The organism is Haloprofundus marisrubri, from assembly GCF_001469955.1.
GTDB lineage: Archaea > Halobacteriota > Halobacteria > Halobacteriales > Haloferacaceae > Haloprofundus > Haloprofundus marisrubri.
In genome coordinates, this window is sequence record NZ_LOPU01000018.1 from 138,292 (window position 1) to 150,112 (window position 11,821).

Here is an 11,821-nt window from a genome sequence, read left to right on the forward strand (position 1 = left end):
GGCGCTGGGTCGCCGAAACGGACCCGGGTGCCGCGGCGTCAGGTGATGCTTTGTATCGCGCCTCCCAACAGTAGCGTATGCCAGACGATACAGCCGTCTCCGTCGTCGGTGCGGGTCTCGCGGGCCTCGTCGCCGCCCGCCACCTCGCCGACGCGGGGTTCGACGTAACGGTGTACGAAGAACGCGAGGAAGTCGGCGGCCGCGTCCGCACCGAACACGAGGACGGGTACACGTTCGACCGCGGTTTTCAAGTGCTGTTCACCGCGTATCCCGCTGTCCAAGAGGAACTGGACCTCGACGCGCTGAACCTGCGGCCGTTCTCGCCCGGTGCGGTCATCGCCCGACCCGGTAAGCGCTCGGTGCTGTCGGACCCGCTTCGTGACCCCGGCGCGCTCTCGGAGTCGCTGAAAAACGACGAGGTGACGTTCTGGGACAAAGCGCGGACGCTCGCACTCCGCCAGCACGTCGCCAGTCGCCGCGAATCGGACTTTTTCGCCGGCGAGGAACCGTCGATTCGCACGTACCTCGAAAACTGGGGCTTCTCCGACGACTACATCGAGAACTTCGTCGCACCGTTCTACGGTGGAATCACCCTCGACCGGTCGCTCGGGACCGCGAAATCCGTGTTCGAGTACACGTTCCGGACGCTTTCGCGCGGGAAAATCGCGGTTCCCGCGGCGGGGATGCAAGCGATTCCCGAGCAGTTGGCCGAGAGGGCCGAGCAGGCGGGTGCGGAGATTCGCCTCGGCGAACGGGTGGAGGCCGTCGAGGGTGCCGACGAGGACGACGCCGCGACGGTCACCGTCGACGGCGTGGAACTCGACTCGGAGGCCGTCGTCGTCGCCACGGACCCGAAGACGGCACACGACCTCACGGGCGTGGAGTCGATTCCGACCGACGGAACCGGCTGTGTCACCCAGTACTACGCGATTCGCGGCGGCGCATCGCTCGGTACCGACCGAAAACTGTTGCTCAACGCGGGCGACGCCACTCCTAATACCGTGGTCCCACTCTCGGACGTCGCTCCGGAGTACGCGCCGAAGAACACGGTGTTCCTCAACGCGACGTTCCTCGGGAAAAACGCCCAGAACGCCGACGAAGAGACGCTGTTCGAGCGGACCAAAGAGGAACTGACCGCGTGGTACCCCGACCGGACGTTCGACGGCCTTCGACTGCTGAAGACGACGCGCGTGCCGTTCGCGCAGTTCGTCCAACCGCCGGGCGTCCACGCGACCCTTCCGGACGCGGACGACCCCGACGGCTGGGTGTATCTCGCCGGCGACTACACCGAGTGGTCGTCGATTCAGGGCGCGATGGAGAGCGGACAGAAGGCGGCGCAGGCGGTCGTCGAGGACCTACAGTAACCTTCGGTAGAAAAACGACGAATCGGCCTACGGCGTGATGACCGCGCGGCCCTCTATCTCGCCGTGTTCGAGTTTTTCGGCGACGGTGTTCACGTCGTCCAATCCGTAGCGCGAGGTGTGCAGTTCGACGTCGCCGCGGTCGACAAGCGAGACGAGTTCCTGCAGTTCGGTGTACTTGCCGACGATGTTGCCGACGAAACTGAACTCGCCGTTGACGAGCGCCTGCGACGGTTCGTGGACGTGACCGCCGTAGCCGATGATGTGGTGGTCGCCGCCCGCCGAGACGATATCCGGCGCGAGTTCGGTCGTCTCGTCGGCACCGACGAAGTCCAGTACCTGCCGCGCGCCCGCGCCGTCGGTCATGTCGTCGATGGCCGAGGCGACATCGACGTTCGTCGGGTTCACCGTCTCGTGTGCGCCGAGGTCGGTTGCGAGGTCCAGCGCCTCGTCTTTCAGGTCGACGGCGACGACGTTCGCGGCGCTCATCGCGTTCAGACACTGCAGGCCGATGTGACCGAGGCCGCCGACGCCGATGACGACGGCGTGGTCGCCCGGGTTGAGTTTCGTGACGGCCTTTTTGGCCGCATGGTACGCCGTGATGCCGGCGTCGGCGTGCGGGGCGATGTCGGTGGTGTCGGTCCCTTCAGGGAGTGGAATCACCGACCGCTGGGAGGTGAGTAGATACTCGGCGAAGCCGCCGTCGCGGTTCAGTCCCGGGAACTCGAGGTTCTCACAGTACATGTCCTCGCCCATCCGACAGGCGCGACAGACCCCGCAGGTCATCACCGGGTGACAGATAACGGAGTCGCCTTCCGAAACGGTCTCGACGCCGTCGCCGACTTCGACGACGGTCCCGGCGTTCTCGTGGCCGAGCGTCATCGGGAGTTCTTGGTCCATGTAGTCGGTCCACATTCCCTCGATGACGTGGTTGTCCGTTTGACACCATCCTGCGCCCTCGACTTCGATGACAACCTCCCCGTGACCCGGTTCCGGTCGGTCGACTTCCTCTATCGATAGCGCACTCTCCATCTCCTCTGTGAACTCGTGTAATCTGGCTGCTTGCATCGTGATAGCTACTGTCACGCGCGACAGCATAACTGTTCTCGGATTTACACTACCGCGTGATAATCTATGCGTAGACAGTGTTTCTCGTTTTGATATCATAACGAAAGATAATGTAGTATGTTCCCAAACCACAATCTGCATGTACCGACAACGCGGTGAGGACGTGTTCGTCGTCGACGCACACGTCCACCACTGGGATGCGAGCGAGGAAAACACCAAGAACGACGGCGGCGAGCAGTTCATCCGCTGTTTCTACGACTACCACACCGGCTTCACGCCCGACGACCGCGAGTGGACGCTCGAAGAGTATCGGAAGTACAGCGCCGACCGGATGGTCGAAGACCTGTTCGGCAACGGCGCAGTCGACATGGCCATCTTCCAACCGACACATCTCCACGAGTTCTACAAGGAGGGGTTCAACACCGTCGACGACAACGCCGAACTCGTCGACCAGTACCCCGAGCGGTTCATCGTCAACGGCCGGTTCGACCCGCGCGACGGCGAGGCGGGCAAGGAAGAACTCGAACGACAGAAAGAGGAGTACGACGTCGACGGGGTGAAGCTCTACACGGCGGAGTGGAAAGGCGACTCGAAGGGGTGGCGACTCGACGACGAGGAGACGTTCGAGTTCCTCGAAAAGTGCAGCGACTTAGGTGTCGAAAACATCCACGCACACAAAGGGCCGACGATTCGGCCGCTGAACCGCGACGCGTTCGACGTGGCCGACGTCGACGATGCGGCCACCTCCTTCCCGGAACTGAACTTCATCGTCGAGCACGTCGGTCTCCCACGACTCGACGACTTCTGCTGGATTGGCGCACAGGAACCGAACGTCTACGGGGGCCTCGCCGTCGCCGCGCCGATGGTCCAGAACCGACCGCGCAAGTTCGGCGAGATAATGGGCGAACTGCTGTACTGGCTGGGTGAAGACCGTATTCTGTTCGGGAGCGACTACGCGCTGTGGAACCCCGATTGGCTCGTCGAACTGGTGATGGAGGCCGAACTGACACCCGCCCAGCGCGACGAGTACGGCGTCGAACTCACGACGGAGGTGATGAAGAAGGTGATGGGTGAGAACGCCGCCGGACTCTACGACATCGACATCGAGGAGAAGAAAAAAGCGCTCCAGTCCGACGCCATCTCCGAGCAGTTCGGACTGGGCGACGACTACGCCGCGGACGCGACCGCAGACTAATGTCGGGTGTCTCTCCGACGGGCGACGCTCCATCGGACGCTACGTCGCCCCCTACGAGCGCGGTCACGCCGCGCCGCGGGGCTGTGCTGAACGCTCTCGACGACGTCACCGACCCGGAACTCGACCGCTCTATCGTCGAACTCGACTACATCACCGATATCGACCTCGACGACGTCCCCTGCGACGGCGGAGCGACGGTTCACCTCTCGCTGCCGACAGCGTGGTGTTCGCCCGCGTTCGCGTGGCTCATGATGACCGATGCGCGTGCGGCCGTCGAGTCGCTACCGGGCATCCGACGCGCCCGGGTCGTCCTCGAAGACCACGTCCACGAGTCGGAACTTACTGACGGGATAAACAACGACCGTCCGTTCGACGAGGCGTTCGACGACGCCGACGGTGACCTCGACGCAGTCCGACAGGAACTCGACGAGAAGGCCCGAATCGTCCGCCAGCACCGCGCGCTCGACGCACTGCTCGATGCGGGTGCGACGCCGGGGCAACTCGTCTCGTTGACGACCGACGACGTGCGGTTCGACCCGGACGGTCCGAAGAGCGAGCGAGCCATCGTCTCGGTCGCCGACGGCGCGGTACGACTCTGCGTGCCGCGCGATTCGGTGGTCGACTACGTCGAGAAAGCCGAGTCGGTCGGCGTCGACCTCGACTCGGGACCGCTGTTCCGAACGCCGGAGGGCGACCCGATTCCGGTCGACGACTTCGACCTCGTTCGCCGCCGTGGACGACTGGCGTCGGTGAACATGCGGGGGCAGGGCGGCGTCTGCGCGCAGTTACACGAGTCCCGAAAGTTACACGAGTCCCGAAAACGCCAGCGCTCGCGCGAAGCCGAGAGTGCGGACTGAGCCGTGGCACGCTGACACCCCCTTCGTCTTCGCTACCGGTCTCGAACCTGCCGACCCAGCGCGTCGGCGGTCAATAGCGCGTCGCGGACCATCGATGGCTCGACCGGGAACGGTTCGTTGTGGATGGTCTCGTCTTCGACGCAGGCGGCTTCAGCCACGCGGTCCAGTTCGTCGCGACTCGGGTCGTCGAGACCGATTTCTTCGAGCGTAACCGGGAGTCCGGCTTCCGCGGAGAACCCGACGATGTCTTGGACGAAGGCGTCCGGTTTTCCCTCCAAGACCAGTTGCGTCAACGTTCCGAGGTTCACTTTCTCGCCGTGGGTCGCGTCGTGTGTTGCCTCCAACTGCGTGAGGCTGTTGTGAACCGAGTGTGCCGCTGCGAGTCCACCGCTCTCGAAGCCCAACCCACTCAGCAGCGTGTTCGCCTCCGTCACGGCTTCGACGCTCTCTGTCACTGCGTCGCGTTCGACCGCCTGCACCGCCGAGAGCGCGTGCTCGCGGAGCGTCTCGTAGCAGAGTTCAGCGAGGGCGTGACCGCTGCGCGTCGGTCGCTCCCCGAAGATGGTCGTCCCGGTCGACTGGTACGTCGCGTCGGCCTCGAACCACGTCGCCAGCGCGTCACCGACGCCGGAGACGAAAAACCGCGTCGGGGCTTCCGCGACGAGTCGCGTATCGACCAACACGAGTTCGGGATGTGACGAGTAGAATCGGTAGCGCTCGAACTCGCCGTGTTCACTGTAGATAACCGAGAGGCTGCTCGTCGGCGCGTCGGTCGACGCGACGGTCGGCATCGAGACGACCGGAATGTTCGCCTCGTCCTTGACCGCCTTCGCGGTGTCCAGCGTCTTTCCACCGCCCGCGCCGATGATGAAGTCGACCTCTCGCTGCTCGGCTTCGCCGGTCACACGACTTATCTCCGTCTCCGAAGCCTCACCTTCGAACGTGACGGTCGACAGGTCGATACCGGCGTCTTCGAGGCTCGCTGTGGCCGTTTCTTCGACGATATCGAGAACGATTTCGTCGGCGAGAAGGAGTGCCGACTCGCCGAACTCCGCGGTGTACTCGCCCAGTTCTTCGGCGACGCCCGCGCCCTGTACGTAGCTGGCTGGTGATTTGAACACTCGTGCCATAATCGAGAGGCCAACGAAGAACGGTAAACCAGTTCGCTCCGTCGGGAGTGACGTTCTGCGCTACCGAATGTTGGCTCACAACATCCGCCGGAATTTCCCGAGCGGCGGGAACCGAAGGGTTTCCTCGCTGTCCTCGTCGTACACCAGCGGTCGAAGCGCGTCGGCGTCGGTGACCAGCGGCGACTGGAAGTCCCGCGTGTACATCCGATTTATCTCGACACCCGGCGCGAGACGGCTGAACGCCGGCAGCATCAGCACGTCGCTCACCCGATAGGTTTCGGGTCCGTAGAGAAAACAGGGTCGGCGCCGTCCTTCGATGTCGATGGTCGGGTGGTCGTGGCCGACGACGTAGCAGTCGGCGTCGCCGTCGGGTTCCTCGTGGCCGTGACAGACCAGTACGTCCGCGGTGGGGCCTCCGTTTCCGTCGTCCCCGCCGCCTCCGCCGCCCTCGCCGTTCCCGCCACCGGGCCGATACTCGTCGTACAGCGGTCCGTCCCACACCGACGAGAGCATCGTGTCGTGGTTGCCGACGACGAGAACCGGCCGGACGCCCCGCTTGCGACAAACGTCGGTCAGTTCGCCGAGCGTTTCTCTGGTCGCAACCGACGCGCGGCCGAACGAGTGGAGTACGTCGCCGGCGAACACCACCTCCGCGGGCGAAAATCGGTCGAGCAACGCGGTGAGGCGCTCGCGGAGGTCCGCACGCTCGCCCAACGGAAACTCGACGTCGGACGCTTCGTCGCGGCCGATGTGGAGGTCGGAAACGACGAGCGTCTCGCTTTCGGGAAGGAAGACCGAGCGGGAGGCGACGACGAACCCGGGCACGCAAGAGGCGACGGACGGGGCGGGCATATCGCTACTGCTTCCGGGTGTGTCGCGGCCGCGACGGTGACTTTTTCACGCCGCCGGTCTACCCTGACGGCATGAGCGACGCCCTGCAGGACAAACGCACGGCCACGCGATTCCGCATTCTCGTCGAAATCGCGGACCGACAACCCGCGGTGAGCCAGGGCGAAATCGCCTCGGAAGTCGGCGTCACCAGCCAAGCCGTCTCCGAGTACATCCGCGAACTCGTCGACGAGGGGTTCGTCGACAAGGAGGGTCGCTCGCGCTACCGCGTCACCAAGGAGGGCGTCGACTGGCTCTTCCGGGAGGCGAAGTCGCTGCGACGCTACGCCGAACACGTCACCGAAGACGTCTTGGAGAGCGTCCAAGAGGACGCCGCCGTCGCCACCGACGACGTCGAACGCGGCGACGCAGTCTCGCTGTCGATTCGTAGCGGGTTGCTCCACGCGACACCCGGCGACGAAGGGCCGGCGACGGGCGTGGCGACGACGGACGCCGAAGCGGGCACCGACGTGGGCGTCACCGGTTTCGAGGGCGTTATCGAGATGGACACCGGTGAGGTCACCGTCGTACAGGTTCCGGCAGTTCGGACCGGCGGCAGTCGGGCCGTCGACGCCGATGCGCTCTCGGAACTCTGTGGGGACGCTGACGTAGTCGTCGCCGCGGGGGTCGAAGCGACCGTTGCACTCCGCTCGGCCGAGGCCGAACCTGCGGTCACGGTCGCCGCGGGCGAAGTCGCCGCCGCCGCCGCCGCGCGCGGGCAGTCCGTGCTGGTCGTCGCCACGATGGACGCCGTCGGGCGAGTGACCGACGCCCTCCGTGACGAGGATATCTCTCACGAAGTTCGGGAACTCGACGCTCGCTGATTTTCACTCTCTCTCTCTCTCGCTTTCTCGCTCTCTCAGGCCTCGGCGTGGTCTTTCGCCGTCGTGTACGCCTCGCGGACGCGCTTGAACTCGGCTTCGTTCCCGCCGTGGTCGGGGTGTGCGCCCTTCACCTCCGAGCGATACGCCGCCTTCACGTCGTCGGCGCTGGCCGTCGCCGGGAGACCGAGGCGCTCGAACGCCTCGGCGATGGGGTCGTCCAAGTCGGCCAGTTCGGGTTCGAGTTTCGGCACCTCGAACGGGAGTCGCCGGCCGAGTTGCGCACCCGGCATTTCGTGTTCGCAGAGCACGGCGTACGTGCCCGCGCGTTCGATGCGGAAGTACGCTTGTGCGTTGAACGTGATAGCGACGTCTCGGGAGGGCAAGTAGAACGCGACAGTCTGTCCGTGAACCGGGTGGTCCTCGGCGAACGGTTCGCCGATGGCTCGGAGATACTCACGAATCTCGCTCCGCCGTCGCGTCGTTCCGTCGATTTTCTCGCTCTCGTCGACAGGGGCCGTCGGGAACAGTCGTCCGCCGACGACGAACACGCCGGCGACGAACACCGACGCTACCACGCCGAGGAGGAGGCCGACGAGTAGCCACGGGGGGAAGAGAGCGAGCCACTCCGAAAGCACACTCGTGGTTGGACGCGAGTCGTTAAGAATCGCTCGCCCCGGAAGCTTTGAGGACCGCCGTCGTAGCCGGCGTGTGCCTATCATCCGACTCGAGGCCGCCGACGGACCCGACCGAACACAAATCGGCGAGGGCCTCACCCGACCGGCGGTCGAAGCCAACCGTCTCGAAACCGGCCGTTCGGAGGGGAAGTACTTCCTTCGACACGACGACGGCTGTTCGGTCTGCGGACGCGCTATCGAAGCGGGCGACGCGTTCTATCTCGACTCCGAGGCGGGCGAACTGCTCTGCGAAGAACACGGTCGGGAGCGGCGCGGTGACTGAACGCGTCGCTCGGCGGCCGAAAAACGAAGGAGAGAGTTCCGCAGCTTAGAGCATCCCTTCGGCGCGCAGGCCTTCCATCACGTCGTTGACGAGGCTGTCGGCGTCGTCGTACGGGAAGTCCTGGTGGCTACCGAGTTTCGCCGCCATCTCCATCGCGGTGAAACTCACGTCGCCGGCCTCGAAGCGCGTGCCCGGACCGTTCGGGAGTGCGGGAACGAGGTCCATCTGGTTTTTGACGGGGTAGTCTGCGCCCTCGAACGCTTCCTGCAGTTGCGCGCGGAGTTCGGCTTCGGTGGATTCGTCTGCCATAGCTACCCATGGACGTATCCGGCGCAAAAACGTTCCGGAACCATGAAGAACGCGTTGTGAGTTGTTTCACGGCATCGACCGCCGGGACCCGTGTGTTTTTCCCCCGGGTCGGTCACCACCCAGCATGGATTTCGACTTCAGCCTACTACAGGAGCTCACGGAGACGAGCGGCGTCCCCGGCTACGAGGACCGTATCCGCGACATCGTTCGACGTGAACTCGAAGCCAGCACTGACCACGTCACCTCCGACGCGATGGGCAACGTCGTCGGCACTATCGAGGGCGAGAGCGACTACACTGTCGCTATCGCGGCCCACATGGACGAAATCGGCTTCATGGTCAGACATATCACCGACGAGGGATTCCTCCAACTCGACCCCCTCGGCGGGTTCGATGCGCGCGTTCTCCGCGCCCAGCGTGTGAACGTTCACACCGAAGACGGTGACCTGCCGGGCGTCATCGGCTCGGTCCCGCCGCACACGCTCTCCGAAGAACAGCGAGAGAAGAAGGACAAAGTCGAAGACGTCCACGTCGACCTCGGCCTCTCCGGCGACGACGTTCGTGAACGCGTCTCCCGCGGCGACATCGTGACGATGGACCAGACGACGGTCGAACTCGGCGACCACGTCACCGGGAAAGCGCTCGACGACCGCATCTGCGTGTTCACGATGCTGGAGGCGGCCCGGCGCATCGAGAACCCCGACGTGACGATTCAGTTCGCCGCAACGGTCCAAGAGGAAGTCGGTATCCGCGGGGCGACGGCGCTCGGCGGCGACCTCGACCCAGATTTGGCCGTCGCACTCGACGTGACCGTCGCCAACGACGTTCCCGGCTTCGACGAGGCCGACCACGTCACCGAACTTGGCGACGGGACGGCTATCAAACTGAAAGATTCGAGCGTTATCACGAACCCGAAGGTCCACCGTCGACTCCGCTCGGTCGCCGAGGACGAAGAGATTCCGTACCAACTGGAGATTCTCCCGGCGGGCGGCACGGACACCGCCGGGTTCCAGAACACCCACGGCGCGAAGCCAGTCGGCGCTATCTCGATTCCGACGCGCTACCTCCATACGGTAACCGAGAGTGCCCACGTCGACGACGTGTCGGCGACTATCGACCTGCTGACGGCGTTCTTGGAGACGGAGACGGGCGAGCACGACTACACGCTCTGAACGCGCCGCTCTCCGGGTAAGATGCGTCCGGCAGTAGATGGCGAACAGGCGGCCCGTCGGTCGGTTTTTCGTCGATTTCTCGTCGTCTCCGCGGTCGGTGGGCCGCACACCTGCCTCGTTCGACCGCGACAGCGCTCAGCGCACGGCCGCGATGGTCCCGTTTTCGGATATGAATCTCCGCATCGCGGGCGGGGGCGAACCAAAGTATTCACTACCGCCCGTTTCTAACTCCGAGCCATGAGCAAGGACGCTATCTCGCGGCGCACGTTCCTCCGGGCGGCGGCCGGTGCGACCGCGGCGGCGGCGGGGGCGACGACTGCGGCCGCTCAGGAGGACGGCAACGGAACCGCCGGCAACGAGTCGTCGGGCAACGCGACGGGCAACACGACCGCTGGCAACGAAACCATGGGCAACGAGTCGATGGGCAATCAGTCCGCGGGCAACGAGTCCTCCGGAAACGAGTCCGCCGGGAACGAGTCCGCCGGCGGTTCCGGCGGCGGTGGCGGCGGAACCGAGACGGTCCAAGTCGGTGCCGGCAGCGACGGTCTCGCCTTCGACCCCGCGGAACTCTCCATTCAACCGGGGACGACGGTCGTCTTCGAGTGGGTCTCCAACGGTCACAACGTCGTTCCCGAGGAGGGCGACTGGGGAGAGACCGAAATTTACGACGAGGGTCACACGTACGAGTACACCTTCGAGGAGGAGGCGACGTACACGTACGTCTGCGAACCGCACGCCAGCGCCGGGATGGAGGGAACCATCGAGGTCACGCCCGACGCCGGCGGTGGTGGCGGCGGCGAAGGTGGCGGTGGCGGCGGTGCGCCCGAAGTGCCCGACAGCGCGAAGTCCATCGGCGTCGCAACGACGTTCTCGATGGTCGCAACGCTCGGCCTCGGCTACTTCTTCATCAAGTACGGCGGCGACTACGAGTCGTAAACACCCGCGCAAACGCGATTCGGTTCGCTTCTCTTCGCTTTTCTTTCCGACGGTCAGAACAGCCCGTACCCGTCGACGACCCGCTCGTAACAGTCGACGTACCGACCGAGCACGTTCTCGCAGTCGTACTCGTTGAACGATTCGTCGACCGTCCAGTGGTCGAACGCGCCGGCGGCGGCGATTCGTTCGGCTATCTCCTGCGGACTCGTTGCGAGCGACCCACGCTCGCGGCCTTCGACGAGTTCGTGCGCGCTCGACCCGACCTGATACTCCACGACGCTGATACAGCCGCAGGCGAGCGCCCACAGGAGGTTTCGGGCGCACGGTTCGCGTTCGGCCGTCTGGACGAACACGTGTGCGCCTTTCAACACGGAGACGAGGTCGGCGTCCGAGAGTGCGCCGAGAAACGTCACTCGGTCGTCGATGCGGAGGTCACGGGCGGTTCGCTCGGCGCGTTCACGTTCCGGACCGTCGCCGACGACGGCGGCCGACCAGTCCCTGTCGCGGAGTTCCGCCAGCGAGAGTAGAAACGACTCGACGTTGGCGTGTTCGTCGAGGCGGCGTGCGTACACCAGTTGCGCGCGTTCGTCGGTGTCGACTTCGTCGACGAGCGACGTGTCGATACACTCGGGGACGACTTCGATGTCGCTCTCCGACGCGCCGTACTCTCTGACCTGTGTTTTCACCGTCTGCGACGGCGCGACGACCAAATCCGCGCGTTTGGCGGCGCGGCGGTACCCCGAGCGAGTGTGGCCGGTGTCGTCCCACCAGTCGACGACGACGGGCGTCCGGAGAAATCGACCGGCGGTTTTCGCGGCGGCGACCTGTCCGGGCGGTCGGTTCGCCGCGTGAATCACGTCCGCGCCGACCTTTCGCAGGGCGAACGGCAACTTCGAGGCGAACCCGCGTGCGGAGGGTTCCTCGGTGACCCGTCGGTACGTGATTTCCTCGTGTTCGAACTCGGGGACGTCACCGCCCCACCACTGCGCACAGAGCACCGCGACTTCGTGACCGTTGTTCTGGAGGAATCGAATCGTTCGTCGCGTTCGTCGGGTTGCGGGAGTCTCCTCGTGATGCGTCGTGAGCATCGAGACGAACGCGACACGCATACGAAGCGGAATGTCG

General features: G+C 64.9%; 13 protein-coding genes. 7 read left to right on the forward strand and 6 right to left on the reverse strand.

Annotated elements, in window-relative coordinates; translation table 11 throughout:
- Positions 1-77 precede the first annotated feature (77 nt).
- Positions 78-1,364 carry an NAD(P)/FAD-dependent oxidoreductase gene (locus tag AUR64_RS06415; protein ID WP_058581122.1) on the forward strand — a complete coding sequence of 429 codons (1,287 nt, stop codon included), beginning with the start codon at positions 78-80 and terminating at the stop codon, positions 1,362-1,364.
- Positions 1,365-1,391: 27 nt separating this feature from the next.
- Here the strand turns inward: AUR64_RS06415 and AUR64_RS06420 are convergent, their stop codons facing one another.
- A complete protein-coding gene (locus AUR64_RS06420) occupies positions 1,392-2,429 on the reverse strand; it encodes an NAD(P)-dependent alcohol dehydrogenase (RefSeq protein WP_058581123.1) in 1,038 nt (345 codons plus the stop codon).
- Positions 2,430-2,568: 139 nt separating this feature from the next.
- On the opposite strand from AUR64_RS06420, the gene AUR64_RS06425 reads away from it, so the two are divergent.
- Together AUR64_RS06425 and AUR64_RS06430 are read left to right on the forward strand one after the other, a co-directional pair.
- Positions 2,569-3,624 carry an amidohydrolase family protein gene (locus tag AUR64_RS06425; protein WP_058581124.1) on the forward strand — a complete coding sequence of 352 codons (1,056 nt, stop codon included), beginning with the start codon at positions 2,569-2,571 and terminating at the stop codon, positions 3,622-3,624.
- Positions 3,625-3,707: 83 nt separating this feature from the next.
- Complete coding sequence (locus AUR64_RS06430) at positions 3,708-4,481, forward strand: iron-sulfur cluster assembly protein (RefSeq protein WP_058581125.1); 774 nt, start codon at positions 3,708-3,710, stop codon at positions 4,479-4,481.
- Between the two features lie 32 nt (positions 4,482-4,513).
- Here AUR64_RS06430 and AUR64_RS06435 read toward each other — a convergent pair whose 3' ends face one another.
- On the reverse strand, positions 4,514-5,611 hold the full coding sequence (locus AUR64_RS06435; RefSeq protein WP_058581126.1) for a glycerol dehydrogenase: 1,098 nt from the start codon (positions 5,609-5,611) through the stop codon (positions 4,514-4,516).
- Positions 5,612-5,686: 75 nt separating this feature from the next.
- Positions 5,687-6,463, reverse strand: a complete 777-nt coding sequence (locus AUR64_RS06440) for a metallophosphoesterase (RefSeq protein ID WP_058581127.1) — start codon at positions 6,461-6,463, stop codon at positions 5,687-5,689.
- A gap of 71 nt (positions 6,464-6,534) precedes the next feature.
- Here AUR64_RS06440 and AUR64_RS06445 point away from each other — a divergent pair, with 71 nt between their 5' ends.
- Positions 6,535-7,323, forward strand: coding sequence for a DUF7839 domain-containing protein (locus AUR64_RS06445; protein WP_058581128.1), 789 nt, complete (start codon positions 6,535-6,537; stop codon positions 7,321-7,323).
- A gap of 35 nt (positions 7,324-7,358) precedes the next feature.
- On the opposite strand, the gene AUR64_RS06450 is transcribed toward AUR64_RS06445, so the two are convergent.
- A complete protein-coding gene (locus AUR64_RS06450; RefSeq protein ID WP_058581129.1) occupies positions 7,359-7,958 on the reverse strand; it encodes a J domain-containing protein in 600 nt (199 codons plus the stop codon).
- Between the two features lie 73 nt (positions 7,959-8,031).
- Between AUR64_RS06450 and AUR64_RS06455 the strand changes: the two genes are divergently transcribed.
- Complete coding sequence (locus tag AUR64_RS06455; protein ID WP_058581130.1) at positions 8,032-8,280, forward strand: hypothetical protein; 249 nt, start codon at positions 8,032-8,034, stop codon at positions 8,278-8,280.
- A 45-nt stretch (positions 8,281-8,325) separates the two neighbouring features.
- On the opposite strand, the gene AUR64_RS06460 is transcribed toward AUR64_RS06455, so the two are convergent.
- Positions 8,326-8,589 (reverse strand): MTH865 family protein, encoded by a 264-nt coding sequence (locus AUR64_RS06460; protein ID WP_058581131.1) that lies wholly within the window; start codon positions 8,587-8,589, stop codon positions 8,326-8,328.
- Positions 8,590-8,713: 124 nt separating this feature from the next.
- On the opposite strand from AUR64_RS06460, the gene AUR64_RS06465 reads away from it, so the two are divergent.
- Positions 8,714-9,760: a M42 family metallopeptidase gene (locus AUR64_RS06465; protein ID WP_058581132.1), complete on the forward strand. Its 1,047-nt coding sequence runs from the start codon at positions 8,714-8,716 to the stop codon at positions 9,758-9,760.
- Between the two features lie 237 nt (positions 9,761-9,997).
- The gene (locus tag AUR64_RS06470) at positions 9,998-10,696 is read left to right on the forward strand and encodes a plastocyanin/azurin family copper-binding protein (RefSeq protein WP_058581133.1); all 699 of its coding nucleotides are present in this window, start codon (positions 9,998-10,000) and stop codon (positions 10,694-10,696) included.
- A 53-nt stretch (positions 10,697-10,749) separates the two neighbouring features.
- Here AUR64_RS06470 and AUR64_RS06475 read toward each other — a convergent pair whose 3' ends face one another.
- A complete protein-coding gene (locus AUR64_RS06475) occupies positions 10,750-11,805 on the reverse strand; it encodes a glycosyltransferase (protein ID WP_058581134.1) in 1,056 nt (351 codons plus the stop codon).
- Between the last annotated feature and the right edge of the window lie 16 nt (positions 11,806-11,821).